The organism is Pseudomonas sp. 09C 129 (assembly GCF_002843625.1).
GTDB lineage: Bacteria > Pseudomonadota > Gammaproteobacteria > Pseudomonadales > Pseudomonadaceae > Aquipseudomonas > Aquipseudomonas chlororaphis.
The window spans coordinates 2,813,830-2,837,114 of record NZ_CP025261.1 but is presented as its reverse complement, the minus strand read 5'-3'; the positions used below and the strand labels follow the sequence as shown (position 1 = coordinate 2,837,114).

At 63.5% G+C, this 23,285-nt stretch carries 19 protein-coding genes; 11 read left to right on the top strand and 8 right to left on the bottom strand.

Going from position 1 to position 23,285, the window contains the following annotated elements:
* Positions 1–309: 309 nt before the first annotated feature.
* Complete coding sequence (locus CXQ81_RS12910) at positions 310–1,026, bottom strand: hypothetical protein (protein ID WP_256593469.1); 717 nt, start codon at positions 1,024–1,026, stop codon at positions 310–312.
* A 350-nt stretch (positions 1,027–1,376) separates the two neighbouring features.
* Between CXQ81_RS12910 and CXQ81_RS12905 the strand changes: the two genes are divergently transcribed.
* Both CXQ81_RS12905 and CXQ81_RS12900 read left to right on the top strand, forming a co-directional pair.
* The gene (locus tag CXQ81_RS12905) at positions 1,377–2,024 is read left to right on the top strand and encodes a hypothetical protein (protein ID WP_101337381.1); all 648 of its coding nucleotides are present in this window, start codon (positions 1,377–1,379) and stop codon (positions 2,022–2,024) included.
* Positions 2,025–2,116: 92 nt separating this feature from the next.
* Entirely contained in the window at positions 2,117–2,740 is a 624-nt protein-coding gene (locus CXQ81_RS12900) for an HAD family phosphatase (protein WP_101337380.1), read from the top strand.
* Positions 2,741–2,763: 23 nt separating this feature from the next.
* Here the strand turns inward: CXQ81_RS12900 and CXQ81_RS12895 are convergent, their stop codons facing one another.
* Complete coding sequence (locus tag CXQ81_RS12895) at positions 2,764–3,777, bottom strand: AraC family transcriptional regulator (protein WP_007923555.1); 1,014 nt, start codon at positions 3,775–3,777, stop codon at positions 2,764–2,766.
* 171 nt (positions 3,778–3,948) lie between these two features.
* On the opposite strand from CXQ81_RS12895, the gene CXQ81_RS12890 reads away from it, so the two are divergent.
* From CXQ81_RS12890 to CXQ81_RS12860, 7 genes are all read left to right on the top strand, one after another.
* Positions 3,949–4,800 (top strand): 3-hydroxybutyryl-CoA dehydrogenase, encoded by an 852-nt coding sequence (locus CXQ81_RS12890; RefSeq protein WP_101337379.1) that lies wholly within the window; start codon positions 3,949–3,951, stop codon positions 4,798–4,800.
* Positions 4,793–5,389: a TetR/AcrR family transcriptional regulator gene (locus CXQ81_RS12885; RefSeq protein WP_062822931.1), complete on the top strand. Its 597-nt coding sequence runs from the start codon at positions 4,793–4,795 to the stop codon at positions 5,387–5,389. The genes CXQ81_RS12890 and CXQ81_RS12885 overlap by 8 nt, the downstream gene beginning before the upstream one ends.
* 685 nt (positions 5,390–6,074) lie before the next feature.
* On the top strand, positions 6,075–6,263 hold the full coding sequence (locus tag CXQ81_RS12880) for a DUF1843 domain-containing protein (RefSeq protein ID WP_007932306.1): 189 nt from the start codon (positions 6,075–6,077) through the stop codon (positions 6,261–6,263).
* 35 nt (positions 6,264–6,298) lie between these two features.
* Positions 6,299–6,943, top strand: coding sequence for a DUF1842 domain-containing protein (locus tag CXQ81_RS12875; protein WP_101337378.1), 645 nt, complete (start codon positions 6,299–6,301; stop codon positions 6,941–6,943).
* Positions 6,944–6,996: 53 nt separating this feature from the next.
* Positions 6,997–7,578 carry a DUF1842 domain-containing protein gene (locus tag CXQ81_RS12870; RefSeq protein WP_087088417.1) on the top strand — a complete coding sequence of 194 codons (582 nt, stop codon included), beginning with the start codon at positions 6,997–6,999 and terminating at the stop codon, positions 7,576–7,578.
* A 148-nt stretch (positions 7,579–7,726) separates the two neighbouring features.
* Positions 7,727–9,190, top strand: a complete 1,464-nt coding sequence (locus tag CXQ81_RS12865; protein ID WP_101337377.1) for a GDL motif peptide-associated radical SAM/SPASM maturase — start codon at positions 7,727–7,729, stop codon at positions 9,188–9,190.
* Positions 9,191–9,406: 216 nt separating this feature from the next.
* Complete coding sequence (locus CXQ81_RS12860; RefSeq protein WP_053260434.1) at positions 9,407–9,820, top strand: VOC family protein; 414 nt, start codon at positions 9,407–9,409, stop codon at positions 9,818–9,820.
* A gap of 47 nt (positions 9,821–9,867) precedes the next feature.
* Here CXQ81_RS12860 and CXQ81_RS12855 read toward each other — a convergent pair whose 3' ends face one another.
* Entirely contained in the window at positions 9,868–10,374 is a 507-nt protein-coding gene (locus CXQ81_RS12855; RefSeq protein WP_101337376.1) for a helix-turn-helix domain-containing protein, read from the bottom strand.
* 115 nt (positions 10,375–10,489) lie between these two features.
* On the opposite strand from CXQ81_RS12855, the gene fabF reads away from it, so the two are divergent.
* Both fabF and CXQ81_RS12845 read left to right on the top strand, forming a co-directional pair.
* Positions 10,490–11,758 (top strand): beta-ketoacyl-ACP synthase II, encoded by a 1,269-nt coding sequence (gene fabF, locus CXQ81_RS12850; RefSeq protein ID WP_101337375.1) that lies wholly within the window; start codon positions 10,490–10,492, stop codon positions 11,756–11,758.
* A 328-nt stretch (positions 11,759–12,086) separates the two neighbouring features.
* Entirely contained in the window at positions 12,087–13,895 is a 1,809-nt protein-coding gene (locus CXQ81_RS12845) for a calcium-binding protein (RefSeq protein WP_101337374.1), read from the top strand.
* 223 nt (positions 13,896–14,118) lie between these two features.
* On the opposite strand, the gene CXQ81_RS12840 is transcribed toward CXQ81_RS12845, so the two are convergent.
* Genes CXQ81_RS12840 through CXQ81_RS12820 form a run of 5 tightly spaced genes read right to left on the bottom strand, consistent with a single transcriptional unit; the run spans position 14,119 to position 23,270 of the window.
* Entirely contained in the window at positions 14,119–15,069 is a 951-nt protein-coding gene (locus CXQ81_RS12840) for an acyltransferase domain-containing protein (protein WP_157832247.1), read from the bottom strand.
* 44 nt (positions 15,070–15,113) lie between these two features.
* Positions 15,114–15,923, bottom strand: coding sequence for a 4'-phosphopantetheinyl transferase superfamily protein (locus tag CXQ81_RS12835; RefSeq protein WP_101337372.1), 810 nt, complete (start codon positions 15,921–15,923; stop codon positions 15,114–15,116).
* Positions 15,920–17,614, bottom strand: a complete 1,695-nt coding sequence (gene panP / locus CXQ81_RS12830) for a pyridoxal-dependent aspartate 1-decarboxylase PanP (RefSeq protein WP_218244946.1) — start codon at positions 17,612–17,614, stop codon at positions 15,920–15,922. Before panP ends, CXQ81_RS12835 begins: the two co-directional genes overlap by 4 nt.
* On the bottom strand, positions 17,611–18,447 hold the full coding sequence (gene fabD, locus CXQ81_RS12825) for an ACP S-malonyltransferase (protein ID WP_007920500.1): 837 nt from the start codon (positions 18,445–18,447) through the stop codon (positions 17,611–17,613). Before fabD ends, panP begins: the two co-directional genes overlap by 4 nt.
* A gap of 41 nt (positions 18,448–18,488) precedes the next feature.
* Entirely contained in the window at positions 18,489–23,270 is a 4,782-nt protein-coding gene (locus tag CXQ81_RS12820) for an SDR family NAD(P)-dependent oxidoreductase (RefSeq protein WP_101337370.1), read from the bottom strand.
* Positions 23,271–23,285 lie beyond the last annotated feature (15 nt).

The window sequence follows — 23,285 nt, the reverse complement described above, 5'->3', positions numbered from 1 at the left end:
GCTCTTGCTTTGGCTTTTGATCTGAAAGCCCCGTTAACCACGATGGCCGAACGCAGGCATTGAGCCGTGGGTAACCCGGCAAGGATGCCGGGTTAGCCGCCCCAGGCCATGGATGGCCTGTGGCGGCGGCCCACGGATCAATGCCGGAGTGAGGGCATGCCGAGCCTAGGCGAGGCACCAAGTGGTGGGGCAAAGCGTTTTGGTTACTTTGGCGCTCTTCCAAAGTGACCCGCCGTAAGGGCGGAACCCTAAGCAGCCATTACCGCAGCAACGGATATGCCCCCAAGACAATCGCGACCTACAACCTTCTCACTGCACCGGCAAAAAGTTCATCAACAACAAACTCTGCGCATAATTCAACCCAATCCGCCGATAACGCTCATCCAGCATCTGCGTCAACAAATCCAACCGCGCCACAATCTTCCCAAACTCCACCGCAAAACTCAGATTGCTGCCCTCTTCCGAAATCTCATTGGAAAACAGCAACAACTCCCCATTGGCCCCCTGCCGCTGGCTGAGCATCCAAGTGGCCTTTTCAATATTGCGCGCCGCGTTACTGACAAACTGCGGATCGATAGTGTCGGTCATGAAAAACTCGGTGCGCCCACCATGGGCGGTCACCAGCATGCTGCCAATGGCATAGATAAAGGCACCAACCCGGTCGCCACGAAACTCCGGACTCAGGGCATAACTCAACGCAGCCAGGTCGCGACGGTTGCCCAGGGCCGGCAAGGCCTTCTGCTGCTCGATAGCCTGACGGATATCCCGCGCGGCGCTGGTGGCGTCGGTATACCCCCACTCGCGCCACTGGTTGGGGTTGCGCAGGTAGAGCTTGTTCATCAGCAGGTACAGGCTTTGCAGGTTATCGCGCATGCTCAGGGTGGCCATACGGTCGACGCTGGTCTGGAAGAACTCCTGGGGCTTGCCATTGCTGAACTGGTGGACCATGTCACGCCCCTGCTGCTGGCTGCAGCCACTGGCGCAGAGCATCAAGACAGCGGCCAGCCACAGTGGCTGGCGCGGCATACGCAGGCAAAATACGCGCAAGGAATAACGAGAAAGCGGATAAACCATCGGCACCATTCTGGACTCTGGCCGCGCGGGGAGTCGGCGCGGCCTGGCCCTGAATAGAACCGCAAAAACGCAAAAAGTGCGGTGGCCGGGCCAACCGTGTATCGCAGGCCAACCCCGCCGAAGCCCTGGCCGGTAGCGTGCAGGCTCGCCCCAAAACACCATCAAGGCGCCGACGCCAGCCCGCCAATGGCCACGCGCGCCACCCCGCCCATGGCGGCTTGCCGATACGGCTTCGACGACTGATGCAAAACCGGCGGCGGCCTTGCATACTGCGCGCCCCGCACACTGCCCAAGGAAGAAACGTGTTGGCGCCCGCCCCCTCTTTGTCGAACCTGCTTATCCGTCGCCTGTTCACCCTGTGCTCATGGATCAACGCGCTCCTGAGCGGCATCGCCGTGGCCGCCCCGCTGGCGGTGATGGTGATCACCGACCTGCAACTGATCGTCCCGCGGGACGTCAGCGGCACGCTATTTGGTGGGGCCATGGGCTTTCAGCTGTACCTCGGAATCTGGCTCCTCTGCGCCCTTGGCCTGGGCCTGGCCCTGCTCACGCGCATGCCCGGCGCCCGCCTGGCCTGGATCGTCGCCGGCCTGGTGCCGCTGCTGCTGGGCGCCTGGTGGCGGATCAATTACCCGGACGATGCCGACGGCAACCTGATCTTCAGCCCGCAATCCTGGGAACTGGACTACGCCATGGCGATCGGCTGCGGCCTGGTCTTCAGCGGGCTGTACTGGTATCGGCGCGGGCGCCTCAAGCCCCGGCCAGCCGCCACCAGCGCGGATGTACTGTTGCCCCGAATCGTGGGCGCGCTGATCCTGGCCGGCGTGTTCATCCTCCCGGCGCTGAATTTCATCAAGCAGCCCTTGCCCACCTGTGCGTTCAACAAGGCCGGGCAACAAATGAGCGTGTGCCTGAGCGATGACCCGAACGAGCGGGTGATTGTCGACTGAGGGACGGCGCTAGCCCCTCCGGCAAATTGCATTGCATCGCCTGCCGTCGCAGGATGTCGCCCTGACCCACAACCGCTCAAAAGGACGTGCTGATGACAATTCGTGCTGTGGTTTTCGATTTTGGTGGCGTGCTGTTCGACTGGAACCCGCACCACCTGTACCGCCAACTGATCCCCGACGATGCCCGCCGCCAATGGTTCCTCGAGACCATTTGCACCCAGGCCTGGAATACCCAGCAGGACGCCGGGCGGCCACTGGCCGAAGCGACCCGCAGCCTGCTGGCCGAACACCCGGAGCATGCGCCGCTGATCGAGGCCTATTACGGGCGCTGGCCGGAAATGCTCCGCGGCCAGCTGGATGACGGCGTGGCCTTGCTGGAAGAGCTGCACCAGGCGCAGATGCCGCTGTTCGGGCTGACCAACTGGTCCCAGGAGACCTTCCCCTACGCCTGGGACAACTATCCGTTCCTCCAGCGTTTTCGCGACATCGTGGTGTCCGGGCAAGAGCGGCAGATCAAGCCTGACGCCGAGATCTACCAGACCACGCTGCAGCGCATTCGCGTGCACCTGCCAGACGTGGCGCCGCAGGAGTTGGTGTTCATCGACGACCACGCGCCGAATATCGTCGCCGCCAAGGCCCTGGGCTGGAATGCGATTGAGCACCGGTCGGCGGCAGAGACGCGGCGGCAGTTGCAGGTCTTGGGGTTGGCAGTTTGAACTGACGCAGGCGCGCCAGCCTGTCAGGTCGCAGGCTGGTAGCGCGCGCGGTAGCGTCCGGGGCTTTCACCGGTCCATTTCTTGAACGCGCGGTGGAAGGCGCTGGGCTCCTGGAAGCCGGTGCGCTCGGCGATTTCGCCGATGCTCGCGCGGCTCTGGCGCAGCAGTTCGACGGCCATGGCGCGGCGCACTTCGTCCTTGATCTCCTGGTATGACACGCCCTCGCGTTCCAGGCGCCGACGCAGGGTGCTGGGGCTGACCTGCACCTCGCCGGCGAAGGCTTCCAGGGTCGGCCACTGGCTGTAATGACTGCGACGCAGGCGTTGATAGACCTGGGTCGCCAGGCCGTGCTGGTTGCGAAAACGGATCACCAGCCACTGCGGCGCGCTGCGCAGAAAGACCTTGAGCGAGGCCAGGTCCTGGACCACCGGCAGGCGCAGGAAACGGCTGGCGAATTCGATTTCGGTGCGCTCGGCGCCGAAGGTCAGGTTCGGCCCCCAGAGCAAGGCATCGTCGCTCAGGGACAGGCGCGGATAACGAAAGTCGGCGCGGTCGATGGCAATGCGCCGCCCGCCGAGCCAGCACAGCAGGCTGATCATCAGCACCAGGAAGGTCTCTTCGCCAAAACGCCCGGCGGCGTCATCGCAAGGCTGGCTGTCGAGGCTCAGCACCGCGCGCTTGCCGCGCACGCTGAGGCTGCCACGGAAGTCGCGCAGGAACAGGCCGAAATTGGCCAGGCACTGGCGCAGGGCCTTTTCCAGGGTCGGCTCCTGGATCAGCCCGCGGCAGATCAGGGCGAACGCCCCCGGCGGCAGGCCGTGGGAATCGAGCTGGAAAAACTCGTCGCCCAGCTCGCGGATCTGGATCAGCCACAGGGCCGCGAACGCGCTGGCCGGCACCCGCGCCTCGGGCTGGCCGAGCAAGGCCGGATCGATGCCCGCTTCGGCCAGCACCGCGGCCAGGCGCTCGGGCCGCTCACGCAAGGCGTGGACCATGACCTGCACGAAGTAGACCGCGACCGAATCCTTTTCCCGCATGGAATGACTGCTCTCTGTGGCTGTGGACATGGCAAAAAACGCCAGCGCGGCTGAGCGCTTTTGGCATAGGCCGGGGTCGGCGCGAGCACTAGACTCGCGCCTCGAAGGTTGCATTGCAAGACGCGCTCGCGCTGCGCTGCGACACGTCCGGACGAAGAAAGAGAAGCCAAGATGAATCTGCAGAATATCGGTGTGATCGGCGCCGGCACCATGGGTAACGGTATCGCCCAGGTCTGTGCCCAGGCCGGGTTCGAAGTGACCTTGCTGGACATCAGCGACAGCGCCCTGCAAAAGGCCCTGGCCACCGTGGCCAAGAACCTCGACCGGCAGATTGCCAAGGGCAGCCTGGACGAAGCACAGAAACAGGCGACCCTGGGGCGCATCCGCACCAGCACCGACTATGCCAGCCTGGTCGACGCACAACTGGTGATCGAAGCGGCCACGGAAAACCTCGAGCTGAAACGGCGGGTGCTGCAACAGATCGCCGCCCAGGTTGCCAGCACCTGTGTCATTGCCTCCAACACCTCGTCGCTGTCGATCACCCAGCTCGCCGCCAGCGTCAGCGCGCCCGAGCGCTTTATCGGCCTGCACTTCTTCAACCCGGTGCCGGTGATGGGCCTGATCGAAGTGATCCGCGGCCTGCAAACCAGCGACGCGACCCACACCCTGGCCCTGGACATGGCCACCCGCCTGGGCAAGGTCGCGATCACCGCCGGCAACCGCCCGGGCTTCGTGGTCAACCGGATCCTGGTGCCGATGATCAACGAGGCGATCCTGGTATTGCAGGAAGGCCTGGCCAGCGCCGAGGACATCGACGCCGGCATGCGCCTGGGCTGCAACCAGCCGATCGGCCCGCTGGCCCTGGCCGACCTGATCGGCCTGGACACCCTGCTGGCGATCCTTGCGGCCCTCTACGATGGCTTCAACGACAGCAAATACCGGCCCGCGCCGCTGCTCAAGGAAATGGTCGCCGCCGGTTACCTGGGGCGCAAGACCGAACGCGGCTTCCACCGCTATGGCTGAGCGTTGCTCGCGTTTTGCCGAAAGCCGCGACAAGGCTCTGGAGCTGTTCGCCAGCAAGGGCTTCGGCCAGGTCGGCATGCGCGAGCTGGCGAGCCATCTGGGGCTGACCCCGGGCTCGCTGTATCACCATTACCCGAGCAAACAGCACCTGCTGCTGGACCTGATCGAAGAGTTCTACGACGAACTGCTCGGCACCCTGGGGCGCATCGAACGGCGGCGCAAGGCGCCCGACGATCGCCTGCGCACCCTGATCCGCGCCCACCTGAAACTGCACCGGGAACTGCCCCGGCATTTCCGCCTGGTGGAGCGCGACAGCGGCTGCCTGAACCAGGACCAGCAGCAGCGCGTGCGCCAGCTGCGCGAGCAATATGAACGCCGCCTGCTGATGCTCCTCGGCCCGCTGCCGCGGCTCGGCGACGCGGCGTTGCTGGCCACCGGGCATGCCATCGCCAGCCTGCTCAACAGCGCGCCCGGCTGGCTGGACGAGCAGCCACTGACCGAGCACGAGCGCGAAACCCTGCTGGAACACCTGCTCAGCGGCGCCCTGGAACGGCTGTTGAACAGCGCGCCGCAGAGCGCCGTGGCCTGAACCGCGGCGCAACACCAATCGCCGCCCACCCCACCGCCAAATCACCGCCCCTGCGACCATCGGCTGCCGACCGCATTCCCACAGACAACAACCGCCCCTGTAGCCGCTGCGCATTACCTCTGGCGAAAAACAACCTCCTGTAGCCGCTGCCGCAGGCTGCGACAAGGCCCGCAGGGGCTTCGGCGTCCGTGAGTTCGCCGCGAGCCTGCGGCTCGATCGCAGCCTTCGGCAGCGGCTACAGGGTGATGCAGATGGTGGGGTACAAAAGGAAACTGCGGTTTCTGCGCGGCTATCGTCACCGCACCGCATTACCTCTGGCGAAAAACAACCTCCTGTAGCCGCTGCCGCAGGCTGCGACAAGGCCCGCAGGGGCTTCGGCGTTCTTACATTCGCCGCGAGCCTGCGGCTCGATCGCAGCCTGCGGCAGCGGCTACAGGTGAGCGGATGGCTGGGCATGTAAGTGGTGGTGCCTGCTTGTATTCATTCCTTGTAAGCGGTGGGTCGTTGATTGCCAAACGCGCTATAGGGCCGCGCCAGTTCCTTGTCCTGCCTGGATATATTTTTTCCCGATAACGGCTATTCAAAGTTATTTGTTCCCCCTCGCGTTTGCCCCGTGCCCGGCCTGCTTAACTGCAAAAGCTGCCGGATAGCGCAGTCTCTGCAACCTCCCACGGAAGGCAACGCCATGAGTTCATCCTCGCTCCACCCCGTCACGCCTTATGGCGTGGCGATTCAAGAAGCAATCTCCCTCGGCAACCTGCCGCAGATGAAGTCCCTGCTCAAACAACGCGATACATCCCAGAAAGAATCCAAGGATCTGAGCAGCGCTTACGAGCAGTTGGCACAGGAAGTCGCCCGTCTGGAACGGCGCTAACGCCGTTTCCATTTTCTAATGCACTGGAGGCAATCATGTCCGGTTCCACTTCGTCCAATCTTGGCTTGTTTCCCCTCAGCTACCGGATCGGCACTTCGATCCCCGGCGCGCCGAGCCTCACCCTCGACCTGCTGGTCTACACCCCCGAGCAGAGCGTGCGCGGCACCTCGCTGGTGACCCAGGCCACCAACCCGCCGCTGGAGCTGCAGTCCGATGTGTGGGGGCAATACACCTACCTGACCGTCATGCCACCCAGCACCAGCAAGATCCTGGTCACCGCCCAGGGTAACCAGGGCGGGCCGGGCTCGAACTCGATCATCACCTTCAAGATTCAACTGGTGGTGGATCACGACTGGAAGAACGGCATCGCCAACTACCAGTACTACAACGGCCAGCGCTGGGTATCGGTGGAGAACGTTCCCGCCCACCTCGTCGAGTCGGTGCCCTCCTACGCCTTCTCAGCCTTGCCGATACCGCTGGAGCCCGGCCCGGTCCTGCTGCCCTATCCACCGATCACCCCGCTGTATGCCGCGCCGATCCATGGCGCCATCGCCAGCGGCGACCTGGCCCAGATGAAGAGCCTGGCCAGCCTGGCCCAGCAGCAACTGGAGCAGTTGCCCCAGCTGCGCAGCGCGCTGGACGCGGCCAAGGACGAGATCGGCCGGCTCGAGCGGCGCTGACCATGGCGCGCCAACCCATCCGGCTTCCCTGAACAAGAACAAGGAGTTGCACCATGCAAACTGGACTGTTCCATACCCGCATCCAAGCCACCACGGGGCTGTTGGGTGCCCCGGTTCTGACCCTCGACCTGTTGGTCAACACCGTGCAGAAAAAAGTCAGCGGCGTGGCCCGAGTGTTCAAGAGCACCTACCCGCCGGTGAACTTCTTCGCCGACGTGTGGGGCGACTATTCCCAGTTACAGCTGCACCCGTCGACCGAAGGCCACATCATCCTGAGCCTGACCGGCAACCCCAGCGGCCCGACCAGCCAGATCGCCGCGACCTTCCAGCTGCACGGGATTCTCGGGCTCGACTGGGCCAGTGGTTTCGCCAGCTACAAATACTGCTACCAGGGCAACTGGCAGGACGTGCAGCACGCCACGGTCAGCCAGGCGTCGATCCCGCACCCCGAGCCCGTGCCTCATCACCCCGTGCCACTGTATGCGGTGGCGGTGCAGCAGGCGCAAAGCAGCGGTGACCTGGCGCAGCTCAAGGCGGTCGTCCGCCAGGGCGAGCAGCAACTGGCCAGCGGCGATGCGCTGCGCAGCGCCTTGCAGCAGCTGAACGCCGAGATCGCCCGCCTCGAAGCTCGCTGAAAGGTGGCGTCCGGGCCTGGCCTTCCTCAGAGCCAGGCCCGGGTCCCCACTGGCAAACCCTTTGTCCGCCCGGGCCGGCATCGCCAGGGACGGCGCGGACATCCGCCAGGTTCGTGCCGCGCGCCTGTGTGCGCGCAAAGGACTGTCCATGTCAGCCAATCGCCCCGCCCGCTACCTCAGCGAAACCGACCTCAAGCGTTACGTACCGGTGCATGTGGTCTGGGAAATCACCCTCGCCTGCGACCTCAAATGCCTGCATTGCGGCTCGCGCGCCGGCCACCGACGCCCCAATGAATTGAACACCCAGGAATGCCTCGACGTGATCGACGCCCTCGCCGCCCTCGGCACGCGGGAAGTCACCCTGATCGGCGGCGAAGCCTATTTGCGCAAGGACTGGACCCGCCTGATCCAGGCCATCCACGACCACGGCATCTACTGCGCGATCCAGACCGGCGGGCGCAACCTGACCCCGGCGAAAATGCAGGCCGCGGTGGAGGCCGGGCTCAACGGCGTAGGGGTTTCGCTGGACGGCCTGGCGCCCCTGCATGACGCCGTGCGCAATGTCCCAGGCTCCTTCGACAAGGCCGTGGACACCCTGCGCCGGGCCAAGCAGGCCGGGCTCGCGGTCAGCGTCAACACACAGATCGGCGCGGCCACCCTGCCCGACTTGCCGGAGCTGATGAACCAGATCATCGAACTGGGCGCCACCCATTGGCAGATCCAGCTGACGGTGGCCATGGGCAACGCGGTGGACCACCCGGAACTGCTGCTGCAACCCTATCAACTGCTGGAAGTGATGCCGCTGCTCGCGCGCCTCTACCGCGAAGGCCAGGAACGCGGCCTGCTGATGAACGTGGGCAACAACATCGGTTACTACGGCCCTTACGAGTATATGTGGCGCGGCTTCGGCGACGAGCGCGTGCACTGGAGCGGCTGCGCCGCCGGGCAAACGGTGCTGGCCCTGGAAGCCGACGGCACGGTCAAGGGCTGCCCTTCGCTGGCGACGGTGGGGTTTTCCGGCGGCAATGTGCGCGACATGAACCTGCACGACATCTGGCACTACAGCGAGGGCATGCATTTTGGCCGCCTGCGTTCGGTCGACGACCTCTGGGGTTATTGCCGCACCTGCTACTACAACGACGTGTGCCGCGGCGGCTGCACCTGGACCTCGCACTCGCTGCTGGGCAAGCCCGGCAACAATCCGTACTGCCACTACCGCGCCCTGGACCTGCAGAAGAAGGGCCTGCGCGAACGCATCGTCAAACTCGAGGACGCCGCCCAGGCGTCGTTCGCGGTCGGTCGCTTCGACCTGATCACCGAACGCATCGACACCGGCGAGACGGTCAGCAGCGTCAGCGACAGCGGCCAGGTGATCAAGCTGGCGTGGATCAACCAGGGGCAGAAATCCCCCGAGGAAGGACGCCTGCCCACCCAGCTGGCGCTGTGCCGCGGCTGCTGGCAGTACATCCATGCCCACGAAACCACCTGCCCGCACTGCTCGGCCGATGTAGCCAGCGCCGAGGCCGACTACCTGGCCGACCGCGCCCGGCAACAGGCGATCATGGACCGCCTGACCGGCCTGCTGGGCATGCCCCAGACCCGGCTGGTGTAGCCACCAGCCTAGGCTCGCCGCCAACCGGGCGGCGGGCCTGACAGGGGGTGCCCCAAGGGTGATAACCCGCCACGGGGCCATGAGAAATCCGTCTAAAAACAAGCCCACTGCCACACAGGTTTAGGCTTTGCTAGTGAAGGCCTCACCCCATCAGCTTTTGCCAGCGGGCCGGCTCACCCGGCGCGCCCGCGGCCCCTGCCATCCGGGAGTCCCAGCATGAAAATCAACCCCTACCTGATCTTCAACGGCGATTGCGCCGCCGCCTTCAAGTTCTACGCCCAGTGCCTGCAAGGCACCCTCGAAGTGATGATGACCTTCGGCGAAAGCCCCGCTCGCGACCATGTTCCCGCCGAGTGTCACGACCGGGTCATCCACACCCGCCTGCTGGTGGGCGACCAGGCCATCATGGGTTCGGACAGCACGCCCGACCGGCCATATTCGGGTATCCACGGCTGCTCGATATCGCTGAATGTCGACAGCATCGCCGAGGCCGAGCGGGTGTTCGCCGCGCTGGCGGACCAGGGCACTGTGCAGATGCCGCTGGAGGCCACCTTCTGGGCGGCGCGCTTCGGCATGCTGGTCGACCGCTTCGGCGCCTCGTGGATGGTCAACTGCGAAAAGGACCAGTGACAAGCGCCTGTCGTTAAGCCAAGGGGGCCGCGGCGATTCGCGGCCTCTCAGGCCTCGCCCTCGGCCTCCATCGCCTGCAGCGCTCCCAGGCGCTGACGTATGCCTTCGCCGGCCATCGGCCCGGCCTGGACCGTGCACGCCTCCAGCGGCACCGGGCGGCCATCGGCCAGGTCGGCCATCATCGGCCGCACCGGCCGGCCGGTGGCGCGCTCGACGATCTGCACGCTTTCCCCTTCCGGCGCGTAATGGCGATTGCCCCAGGCGACGAACGCCATCAGCACCACACGAAAATCCTCGCCCCGGGCCGTCGGCACATATTGGTAGCGCAACGGCCGCTGACTGTAGGCCTGACGCTCCAGCAAGCCGTCCTCGACCAGCGAATTCAAACGCCGGGTGAGCATGTTGGGGGCGATCTGCAGGCTGCGGGAAAACTCCTCGAAACGCCGCAGGCCATGCAGGGCGTCGCGCATGATCAGGATGCTCCACCACTCGCCCACACGCTCCAGACTGCGGGCAATCGGGCATTCGTCGTGAAGGAGGGTCTTGCGTTGCATGGCGGTTCCTCGAATTTCGCAGTTGCGTATTTGTGGTCCGGGCATGTTACTTTCATGATGATAGTGACGTCCATAGAGCGACACACCCTATACGAGATGAAGGAGCACAAAGGTCATGAACAAACGCATTGTCGTCACCGGCATGGGCGCATTGACCCCGCTGGGCTGCGGTGTCGAACAGGTCTGGCAACGCCTGCTGGCCGGGCAGTCGGGTATCCGCCGGCTACCGGAAGCATTGATCGGCGACCTGCCGATCAGCATCGGCGGCCAGGTTCCCGACCGCACCGAGGACCCGCAGGCCGGCTTCGATCCGGACGCGCTGCTGGCGCCCAAGGAACAGCGCAAGATGGACCGCTTCATCCTGTTCGCCCTCGCCGCCGCCCAGGAGGCGCTGGCCCAGGCCGGCTGGGCGCCGCAGACGGCAGAGGCGCAGGAACGTACCGCCACCATCATCGCGTCGGGCGTGGGCGGCTTCCCGGCCATCGCCGACGCCGTGCGCACCACCGACAGCAAAGGGCCGCGCCGTCTTTCGCCGTTCACCATTCCATCCTTCCTCAGCAATATGGCCGCCGGTCATGTGTCGATCCAGCATGGCCTGAAGGGGCCGCTGGGCACGCCGGTGACGGCCTGCGCCGCGGGCGTCCAGGCCATCGGCGACGCCGCGCGGATGATTCGCGCCGGGGAGATCGACGTCGCGGTCTGCGGTGGCACGGAAGCCACGATTCACCGGGTCAGCCTGGCCGGTTTCGCGGCCGCGCGCGCCCTGTCGAGCGATTTCAACGACACGCCGGAACGCGCATCGCGGCCCTTCGACCAGGCGCGCGACGGCTTCGTGATGGGCGAAGGCGCCGGGCTGCTGGTGATCGAGGAGCTGGAACACGCCCTGGCCCGGGGCGCCACGCCGATCGCCGAACTGGTGGGCTACGGCACCAGCGCCGACGCCTATCACATGACCGCCGGGCCGGAGGACGGCGACGGTGCCCGCCGCGCCATGCAGCAGGCGTTGCGTCAGGCCGGCGTCGAGCCGTCCCAGGTCCGGCACCTGAACGCCCACGCGACCTCGACCCCGGTGGGCGACAAAGGCGAGCTGGCGGCGATCAAGAGCGTGTTTGGCAACCACAGCGACCTGGCCATCGCCTCGACCAAGTCGGCCACCGGCCACCTGCTGGGCGCCGCCGGCGGGATCGAAGCGATCTTCACCATCCTGGCGCTGCGCGACCAGATCGCCCCCGCCACCCTCAACCTGGAAAACCCGGATGCCGGCGCCGAAGGCCTCAACCTGATTCGTGGCCAGGCCCAGCCGCTGGCGATGGAATACGCCTTGTCCAATGGCTTCGGCTTTGGCGGGGTGAATGCCAGCGTGCTGTTCCGGCGCTGGGGGTAAGCCGGAAAATTCTCGTCGCACAGGAAGGAGGTTTCAGCACCGCTTCGCTGAAACCTCAAGGGCCCGGCGCAGTAAACGGCTGCGGGGCCCGCCTCACGGTAACCAAACTGTAATAAACCCAGATTTGTTGCGGCTTGATCCGCCTTTTTCCAGGACGATCGTGCCAATACCCGGCTGCCCGACCCACGCCTTCCAGACGAATGAGTAGCTTGGGCGCAGATTCCGGAGCGCGCAGTCACCAGGCTCCGAAATCCGAGCGAAGAAGAACAAGAAGACTTCAGCTCTTGTTTTTGTTCATGACTTTTTAGTTTGTGAGGGAAAACGAACCATGGCGATATTCGACTACAAGGGCCAAGACGGCCGCGTGCTGATTTCAGATGCCTGGAACCTGGCCACCTACACCAGCGGCGTAGCGACGGTAGGCGCGCTCTACCACTTGCCCGGGGCGGTCCTGGGCGAAGGCAACACCTTTGTCCTGCCCAAGGGCTGGCGCGAGATCAGCGCCAGCGACCTGGGCATCGACGGCAGCCACCTCGACCTGACAGGCAGCTTCAAGGGCGAAAACGTATCCGGCTCCCAGGCCAAGGTATTCGGCCAATACGATGAGAGCGGCAAGCTGGTCAAAATGGGCTTTTCGATTGCCGGCACCAACTCGCCGATGGACTTGCTGGGATACCCGGCAATGATCGACAACTCCTATATCCACGGCTACGACTACCTGCTCGACTCGATCAAGAACTACGCCACCAGCCATAACCTGACAGGCAAGGATGTGCTGGTCACCGGCTACAGCCAGGGCGGCTCCGTGACCAACAGCATGTACCAGGGCAGGGAAAACCTGGCCGACGGCTTTTTCAAGGATTCGGACTACTTTGGCATGGCGTCGCCAAAGGCCAGCAACAGCGACGGCATCTTCAACTTCGGCTTCGAAAACGACATCGTGCACCGGCTCATCGGCGAACAGACCGACCTGAGCGGCGCCATTCTCGCGGCCCTCAAAGGCAGTGACGCCAGCTACACCTCGACCACCGACAACATCGTGCTGTTCGATACGGTCTACGCTTTGCCCACCTGGCCCAACGGCCCCTTCTCCGTGATCAATCCCAACGGTTGGGTGGCGCACCTGGAAGGCGTTTTCATCAACCCCATCCAGCGCATCGGCCAGTCGACGTTCTACGACTACATCGAGCGTGACAGCACCATCGTCATCAGCAACCTCGACCCGGTCAGCCGCAGCTTTACCTGGGTCAGCGACAAATACTCCCCCACCTCCAACCACTTCGGCACACCGGCCTTTCTCCTCGGCACGGACAGCGCGGACAAGCTGCAGGACGGCAGGAACGACGACTTCCTCGACGGTTTCGCCGGCAACGACAGCTTCAAGGTCAGCACCGGCACCGACATCGTCGCCGGCGGCGTGGGCGACGACAAAGTCTTCCTGCAGGGTACGGTCACCAGTTACGAAGCCGTGCGCCTGAGCGATGGCAGCCTGTTTCTCAACGACACCAACGGACGTTACGGCCTCAAGGAGCTGCACGACGTCGAGCATGTCGAGTTCGAAGGCCTCCTGGGCCAGGCCTTGACCCCAGCCTTTACCGTGACCGGCAGCAAGCTCGATTTCGAAGGCCTGTTCGGATCGGACAAGAGCTACGCCAAGGCCACCGAAGGCACACAGTTGGCAGACCTGCTGAAGGGTACCGCCTCCCGCGACCTGATCTTCGGCCAGGGCGGCGACGACCTTATCGAAGGTGGCGCGGGCAATGACCTGCTGCACGGTGGAAACGGCAACGACACCCTGCTCGGCGGCAATGGCAACGACGCACTCTACGGCGGCGCGCACAACGACATCCTGGTGGGTGGCCTGGGCAACGACACCCTCAGCGGCGGTGTGGGCAGCGATCTGTTTGTCTTCGACGTGGGCGGCTTCGGCCATGACGTGATCAGCGACTTCAACGTTCACCAGAACGGCTTCGATCAGTTGGTGTTTTCCAAGTCCTTGTTCGCCTCCACGGCCGCCGTCCTCAGCGCCACCAGCCAGCAAGGCAGCGACAGCCTGATCGTGGCGGGAGACAGCAGCATCACCCTGGTCGGCTTCAACCCCGCGCAACTGAGCGCGGACATGATCAGCCTGGTCTGACGCTCGATGGGCACACCCTCCGCTCATATGGGGGTGTTGCCCTGACTGACCTGGCCATTGCAGAAACAAAAAGGGCCCACCTGGCGGTGGGCCCTTTTCTATTCTGTTGATTCTGTACGGGGCTGCTGCGTGGAGCAGGCATCTGCACCGATACCCTGCCCGTTAACTACGTTCAGGCCAGTAGCTGCCTCCCGGCCTACCGGTATACCCATACGCTGACGCACTACAGCAACCAGAGTGCCGGATCGAGTGTCCGGTGTTTCGAGAACGGTGTGTAGACCGGTACCGTTCTGGACGCCGAACCCGGATCAAGGATGTACTTGCAATAGGTCGAGAGGGTTCCGGAAGGGCTGACATCCACATAGAGGTTGGGGCCCTCTTGCTCCAGGATTGCCAGGGTTTCCTTGAAATGAATCGGCTCTCTGAGCACCGCATCGAAATGATCGGCCTCATAGGTGCGGATGATCGCTTTTTTCTGGCAGGAGAACACCGGCACCAACGGGTGACCGGGTGCACTGTTTCCATAATGCTCGCGCAGTGCCGAGCGGGCAGGATCGATGGCCGATGAGTGGAAACCATACTCGACCGGCAAGCGGCTGGTGATATGGTTGCCCGCCTTCAGATACGCCTCGACCCGCTCTATCGATGTGCTTTTTCCGGCGATTACGAAGTGCCTGTCAAAGGAAACCGATGCCATCTCGCAGTTCTCGTGCAACAGCCGGTCTTCGTCGAACAGCGCTGGCGGTGCAAAGACCGAGAGCATCCCTCCTCGCTCGCAGGTCCGCGCCAGCACCCGGGAGCTGAACGCCAGCAGGTCGATGCATTCTCTGGGGCTCAGCGCCCCGGACACCGCGGCACACACGACCTCCCCCAGGCTCGCACCCAACAGCACATCGGGATAGATACCCCGCGATAACAGGGATTGGGTCAAGGCATATTCAAAACAGAAGACCGCCTGATTGGAGTAAAGGGTGGTGTCGAACGGGATCAGGGCGCTGACCTGGTCGTTGAACACATATTCAATGATCGACCCACCGATCTCGGCCGTCACCCAGAGATCCAGGCGCTTGAGACTGTCACGAAAAACGGGGTCGTGAACAAACAGGGTCTTGCACATGTGAAAGTACTGACACCCTTGTCCTGGGTACATGAAAATGGTTTTGCGTTGGGTCATGGGTTCTGACTCCTCAAGAAACACATAAGCCCGGCAGCTGGCATCTAGGCTGATCGGGCCAAAAAGGTGAAGTCGACAAAGTGTTCGCTGACCAGGGGACATATGCGACGCAGCAGAAGATGCGGGGCGCGCTTCCCATGCCCCGCGCAGCACACGGCGGCCACATGAGTGACGTTCGGCTCGAGCAGGCTGAAATGCCAGCCTGTGGCCTGTTGCCCGGGGTCATCGAACCGGCATTCGATTCGCTCCTCGTCAATCATATGGAAACCGAAGCAGTCGAACGCCGTCGCAAGGCCCGCCCCCGTGGCTTTGACATAGGCTTCTTTCAGCGTCCAGTAGCCGACATATCGCTGCCATCGTTGCACCGGCGCCAGACGATCGAGGGCCGAGACCTCGTCCGCGCGAAAACAGCGCTGGCCGATGGCGACAAAATCATCGCGTCGCTCATAGGACTCGGTGTCGATCCCCAGCTGGCCGCCTCTCATCACCCCGACCAGCACCACTCCCGCGCCATGGGAAATGTTGAACGACAGCTCACGCTCCTCATCGGACGGGCACAGAATCGTCGGGCGGCCGTGCGCCGTCTTGCCGAACCGCCAATCCGCCGCGGCCCGCAGGCTGTAGCGCGAAAGTACACAACGCACCAGGGCACGGGTGATCAGGTATTGCCGACGATCATGGGCAAAATGAAAGGTCGACTCGATCGCCCTCTCCTCTTCGCAGAGCAACTCCTGGCGATAGCGTTCAAACAGCGCCGGCTCGATTTCGCTGCACGTTGCCATCCATAAGTGGATCTGCCCCCGGGGCAATTCCAGCCGCTCATGCAGGGCATCGACCTGACCGATATGCCTCATACCGTGACCGAAGATTGTGGTCCTTGAGCCAGCAAGGCCAGCAACCGCGGCAGAAACCGGCTGCCGAGCGCCAGTGCCCGTTGCTCCTGGACAACCTCCTGGAGTATCGACGCAGTCGTCAGCGGGTTTGCCAGCACCACGCGCAAGACACTGATCGAGCGGTTTGCCCAGCGCTCCGGCGTCAACCGGGTACGCGAGACAAAGGAGCGTCCGGCATCCCGTTGCCGCTCCTGGATATCGTCGTTCAGCGCATCCAGGCATTCCTGCAAAGCGTCCACCTTTGCAGCGTCAGCCTTGTGCAAGGCCTGCATGACCGGCGACGGGACATAACGATAAGTCAGCAGGCAGAGTTGCGGTTCGCTGAGCAGCTCGAAGTCGTCCTGCTGCTTGATCAGGTCGGCAAAGTAACGGGCGTTGTCGACGCCGTGATCGATCAACTGCTCATATCCCTGACGCCCAAGAAGGTGCAGGTTGGCGTACAGCAACATCGCCATCGCGCTGCGCGAGCCTTCCAGGGTATGGCGCCCCAGGTCCTTGGAGCCCTTGCGCACGATGTAATTGGCATGTTGGCTGATCGCGGCGGTCAGCGTCGGCTGCCTGAAAAAGACCAGGCCGGCCCCCATCGGCACATACAGCTGCTTGTGCGCATCGATAACCACCGAGTCGGCGCGTTCTATTCCCTTGAACAAGGGGCGTTGTCGATCCGACATCAGGCTCGCGCCCCCCCAGGCCGCATCCACATGGAAATGACAACCCGCCTGCGCGGCCACATCGGCCATGGCATCGAGATCGTCGATAGCCCCGGTTTCGGTGGTCCCTGCGATCCCTACAAGCGCAAGCGGCTTGATATTGTCCAGGCGCAACCGCTCAAGGCAGCGTTGCAAGGCATCGATGCGAATACGCTCGGCGCCATCGGTGGGCACGGCAATCAGTTGGTCCTGGCCAATGCCGAGAAGATCGGCCGCTTTTTTCAATGAATAATGACCGCGCTCGGACACCAGCAGGGCCAGGCCATCGTAACCGTAGTGCTTGAGCCCCTTGGCCAGCCCCTCCCGGGCAACGCCCGCGAACCCCTTGTCGGCGGGCAGCAGGTTATTGCGACTGGCCCACAGGGCCGTGATGTTGGCGGTGGTCCCACCTGCGCAGAATGCCCCCAGGGCATGCTCGCCGCTGTGCAACGTCTGTCGGTAGAAATCCTCGTCATTGCCATAGATCAGCCGGTGCAGCATCCCGAGTACCTGACGCTCCAGCGGCGTGAAGGCATTGGAGGTTTCCAGCTTCACCGGGTTCTGATTCAGCGCCGTCATGATCTTTGCCAACGGCAGCAGATACGACGGCAACGCGGAAGTCATGTGGCCGATGAATGACGGCGAGGCCGTCGGCGTGGCGCGGCTGAACACCTGGTTCTGCAGGTACTGGACATGCTCGTCGAGGCACACGGGCGACTCCGGGAGACAGACGCTGGAGAACGCCGACTCCAGCCCCCCCCGAGCGTCACTCCCGAACCCTGGGTTGCTGAAGTAGCCGGCTGGATGTCCCGCGATAGTGCGCTCCAGCTCCTCCAGTACCCTACCGTTGTTCGCAGAGGGACCGAACAGGCGTAGCAGCTGTTGCAAGCGCGGCGACATCGGCTCGCCCTGCCGCACCCGGCCAGGCACGCTTCGCTCAAACCCGTGCTCTAGCTGCGTCATAGTATTTTCCCAACGAGCTTGGTCAGCACGTCGCCCGGGCCGACCTCCTTGAACCGCGTGACACCGGCTGCCCGCATGTTCAGCACCGAATCCCGCCACATCACCGAACTGCACAGCTGCGCGGACAGCCGCTCCACCAGGTTGCTGTCGCTATAAAAACCGCCATCGACATTGGACAGTACCGGAACCTGCAACGGGGAAAACCCGATACCCCTCAGGAAATCGGCGAACGCTTCCTTGAGCGGCGCCATCTGGCGGGAGTGGAATGCCGCGCTGACCTTCAGGGGGACGTAGACGATGCCCTGCTCGTCAAACAAGCCATAGGCTGCTGCCAGGTCGGGTTGCAGCCCCGCGATCACAATCTGCGAGTCCGAGTTGTAGTTGGCCACGTCGATACCATCCAGCCCCCCCTGGTTCAGGCAGGCACGGAGCCTGTCGATGTCGCAGTTGATCACCGCCGCCATGCCGCCACCGGAAGCACTGCTCATCAGTTGCGCGCGTTTATGGACGATGCGCAGACCATCATCGAAACCGAATGCTCCAGCGGCTAGAAGCGCGTTGTACTCCCCCAGACTATGACCGGCCAGGCATGCCGCGGGCGTGGGGTCGTCCTGAATGGCTTTCAGGTAACACAGCGTATTGACGGTAAACAGTGCCGGTTGGGTGTAGAGCGTGTTGTTGAGTTGGCGCTCCGGGTCGTTCAGGCACAACTCCTTGATCGAGTAGCCGAGGATGTCATCCGCCATGCGTGTATAAAAATCGAACTCGTCGAACAACTCGCCACCCATGCCCTGGCTTTGCGACCCTTGGCCGGGAAAAATGTAGGCTTTCATTTCCATGCACTCCTTTTCATTAGGGACCGCCGATTGGCGGCTCAGGCCTCGACCGATTGCGCCGACAGGTTTTTTGTCGACCCGGGCGTTACCCTGTCGGTCTTGGCATACAGCCCTTGGCAATAGCTGCCGATCTGGTCCAGGGCCGGTTGCGTGGACAGCATCAACATGTGACACAACGCATCCACCTCGACGACTTCAAGGCTCGGCATCTGCTGCTTCCAGCCTTGTGCGTAGTCGTCCTGCCCCAAGGCACTGTGTTCCCCGCGCACGAACAGATACGGTTGCAGACCACCGAAGTAATTGCCGCCACGGTTGTGCAGGTAATGGCATCGAACGGCCGCGGGATGAGGCAAGGGCAGTATCTGGAAGTTCGTGCTGTCGTAGGCCGACTGCACCTTGGCGTTATGCCGGATACGCTGCATCAGCTGGCCGACCGAAACATCCGAACTGTGCTGGCAGGCCTGCTCGGCGAGGGCCTGCAGGAAGTCATCGTCGCTGACGTCACTGTCGATCCGTTCCTGGTGAATCATGTTCTCCAGCGCCTGTTCCAGGTCGTCGCCATACGAGGCGCCGATGGCGATATTGGCGCTCTGCAGATAAAGCGTCTTGGTTGAAACCCCCGCCCCGCTCATGGCGTGACTGTCCAGGCTGTCGACCATCACCAGGCTGTCCACCGTTTCACCGAGCTCCTGCAACTGCCGCGTCACTTCATAGGCCAGGGCTCCGCCGAGGGAGTAACCGCCCAGGGAATAGGGACCGTCCGGCTGCTGCATCAGGATCAGGTGGCAGTAATAGGTCGCCATCGCCTGCAAGCCCTGGAGTGGCGCACGTTCACTCATGTAGCCGCGGGCCTGGATACCGAAGAACGGGCGCTCGATGCGCTGTGCCAATGCCTGGTAAGCCTCGACACCACCGATGCCGGCATGAATCCAGAACACCGGGCGCCCGCTACGGCCCTGGTTGAGCGCAACCAGCTCCGGGTAACGCCGGCTGAGGTGGCGTACCGGATGCGACTCGATCGAGGCAACCGGCTGTGCGTCCAGCAGGCGAACGATGTCGTTCAGCGTCTGGCACTCACGCAGATCGGCCAGCGCGAACTCGCCGAAGCTCGCACTCAGCCGCTGGTAAAACAGAATGAAGGTCGCGGAGCCCAGGCCGTACTCGCTCAACGCCCGGTCCTCGCGCCAGGTGGTCGCCGGCAGTCCGGTCACTTCCGCGAGGATCCGCCGAATCCTCTCCAGCAGCGGCCCTTGCAGCTTTTCCTCGGCCCATGGCTGCGGCCCCGCTTCTGCCGCCGACGGCGCCGCGCCGACCCAGCAGCGGACCTTGTCGAACGGGTAAAGCGGCAAAGCCACCGGGCGATGACAGTCACTGCCGTCCAGACGTCGCCAGTCGATATCAATACCGTTCGCCCACAGCGCCGCCAACGAGAGCAGATGCTTTTGCCCGACGGCGTCGTCGATCAGGCTGTCGGTGGTGCGATCCTGTGCCAGAGCTTCCAGCAATCGGCTATCGGGCGTCTCGACAGCCCCTGTAAAACCGACACCATCACGTTTCGACCAGTCCTCGGGGTCCGCGCAAAAAGCCTGCAGGCTCCGCATCAGTTCGCTCACGTCGGACACCACCATCGCCAGCCGGAAGTCCATGGCCTCACGCTGTTGGCGCAGGGCGCGCGCATAGTCGACCAGGCTTGTGGCCAGGCCCGAGCCCAGGGACTGCAGGTGAGCCGTCGCCAGGGACAGCAACGACGAGGGACTAGCGGCGGACAGCACGATCAGTTGCTCTTCGGTGGCCAGCGGTACCGGTGCCGGGCACTGCGGCTGCGCAATCTCGAACGCCTCGACGATGACATGCGCATAGGTTCCGCCTGCGCCAAACGAGTCGATGGCCGCCCGCCTCGGTACGCGACATTCCTTGCCATCGACCGTGAGGATCGGTTGTGGCCAGTCGCGCAGCGTCGATTGCAGTTCAAAAGGCGCCTGCCGCCAATCGATATCGCTGTTCATCTGGCCGATGCCCGGCGTTGGCAGCCACTTGCGATGCTTGAGTTGCAATAGCACCTTGGTCAGTTGCGATAGGCCGGAAGCGGCCTCGGCATGCCCGATGTTGGATTTCACCGTACCAATCGCACAGGCCACCCCAGGCTCGCTGAAGACCTTGCGCAGCGCCAGCATTTCCACGGCATCGCTGAGCGGGGTGCCGTTGGCGGCGGCTTCGATGTAACTGATGCTGTTGGCCGCGACGCCGGCCTTTTCCAGGCTTTCCCGGATCAGGGCCGTCTGCGCCTTGACGTTCGGCGTGGCGTAATGGCTGGCCCCGCCGCTGTGACTGACATGGGTCGAACGGATCACCCCCAGCACTTCGTCCTGGTCGCGCAAGGCATCGCTTAACGGCCGAAGCAGCACGGCGCCCACTCCCTCGCACGGCAGATAGCCGCTGCCGTCGCTGAAACTGCGACTGTCGGGCGCGCTGCCCAACATGTTCGATGCCCCCAGGCCGATGTATTTCTTGGGGTGCAACGACAGATTGACACCACCCACGATGGCACCCGTGCATTCGCCCCGCAGCAGGCTTTCGTGGGCGTAGTGCAAGGCCACCAACGACGATGAACACATGGTATCAAGCGCAAGGCTCGGCCCGCGCAGATCAAAAACATGGGAAACGCGGTTGGCGATCGAGCTGTAGGAGGAAATCGATACCAGCGACTCACTGAGCAGATCGCTGTCCACGGCGCTGTATTGCTGGTACATCGCGCCGACGAACACCCCCAGCTTCGACTGGTAACGCTCGGCGATACGCTGACGGGTCAGACCGGCGCTGTCGAAAAGGTGTTGAACCGTCTGCAGGAACAGGCGCCCGTTCGGATCGAGAACGCTGGCCTCCCGCGGCGTCAACTTGAAAAACGCCGGATCGAACGCCGCGACCTCTTCCAGGAAACCGCCCCACTTGCAGGTGCTCTTGCCCAACATCGGCGTGCGGGCATAGAAGTCGTCGGCATTCCAGCGCTCGGGCGGGATCTCACTGATGCCGTCGTAACCTTCGGCCAGGCACTTCCAGAACTCATCCACCGAGTCAGCACCGGGATAACGCCCCGCCACCGCCACAATGGCGATCAACGGCGGCTGTTCGGCGTCACCGGCCAGCCCATGCACGGACGCCTCGACACTACGCGGTGCCGGAGGCTGAACCGGCAATGCGGGCGCGTCGGCGCAAACCGCGTCCTTGACCTCTCCTTGTGCAACCTGTCCCGGCGCAACCTGTCCCGGCACAGGCCAGCGACGGGCCACGACCTCGGCATGCTGCGCCACAAAAAAATCGGCCAGTTCCGCCAGCGTCTGGTACTCAAAAAACAGTGTTTTGGGCAAGGAACCGAAATCACTTTCCAGCTGCGCGATCACCCTCATCATCATGACCGAATCGATACCGTACTTGCTGAGCAAGGCATCGACCTGAATCCGCTGTTCGGCAAGCCCCAGTTCCTGCGCCACCAATCGGGTCAAGTGCGCCAGCAGTGCAGAACGCGACCCGGCCCCGGTCTCTCCCCGAGCCACTGGAGTCGCCAGCGGTGTGACGTCCGGAGCTTCGGCCAACGGACTGAAACCATGCAATGTCGTCGCCACCTGACGTATGCGCCGGACATTGCCCTCGACCACCAACACCTGCTCATCGCCCTGGGCCAAGGCCTGATAGAAAGCCTTGAGGGCGTTTTCGGTGGACAGCGCACGCAGGCCGCTTTCCTGCCACATGCGCTCCACCTGCCGTGGCTCCATGCGCATGCCACCGTCCTGCCAATAGGGCCAGTTGATCGACACCGATCGGCCTGTCCCCTGCCCGGAACGCACCCGTTGCGCACGCAGCCGGGCGTAACCGTCCATAAAACCATTGCCCGCGGCGTAATCGGATTGCCCGGCATTGCCCAACACGCTCGATAGCGAAGAGAACAAGGCAAAGAACGACAACGGCAGCGTCCGGGTCGCCTGGTCCAGATTCACGGCGCCACGAACCTTGGGGGAAAGCACCTGTTCGAACTCACTGACTGACTTGTTCAGCAACAGGTTGTCGCGAATGATCCCGGCGCAATGGATCACCCCGTCCAGCCGGCCACAGGTCTCCAGTACCCAACCGATCAAGTTATCGACTTGCTCCGGATCGGCGATATCGGTACGCCGGTAACTGACCAGGACACCGGCACGCGCCCAGGCCTCCAGTTGTTTGCGCGCCTGTTCGTCCACGCTGGAGCGCCCGACCAGGATCACCCGGCTGTTGAACCCCTGGGCCAGAATTTCCTCGATCAACAGGCGCCCTACCGCGCCCAGCCCGCCGGTAATCAGATAGACATGCCCGGCCCTCCAAGGGCTGGGGCAATGATCGAGCAGCGTCAATTCCTGCCAGTCCAGCGCATACCGCTGGTCATCGCGATAAAGGATTTCCACATGGCGATCGCCCGCCTGCGCGTTGCCGCGCAACTTCGCCGTGAGCGTTGCCAGGCTCTCCTGGGCATTGACCGCGATCACCTGCCCGCGAAAGCCGGGGTATTCACTGGCAATGGTGCGAAACAGGCCGGCAATGCCGGAGCGCTGGGCAAACTGCTCCTCGCTGAGGATCACCTGAACCAACGGCAGCTGCTTGTCGCCACGGCGCAAGCATTGATGGACCTGCTCCAGCAACGCCACGGACAGGCGTTCAAAGGACTGCGCCAGGGCAGCGGATGCCCCGTCGCTGAAGTCATGACACTGGGCATCGGGGTAATGCGCGCTCAGGGCGGTGAACGGCAATGAAGCCATGTGGCAAAAATAAATCTGGTGAGCTGAATGCTGCATGTTTTGTCCCTCGGA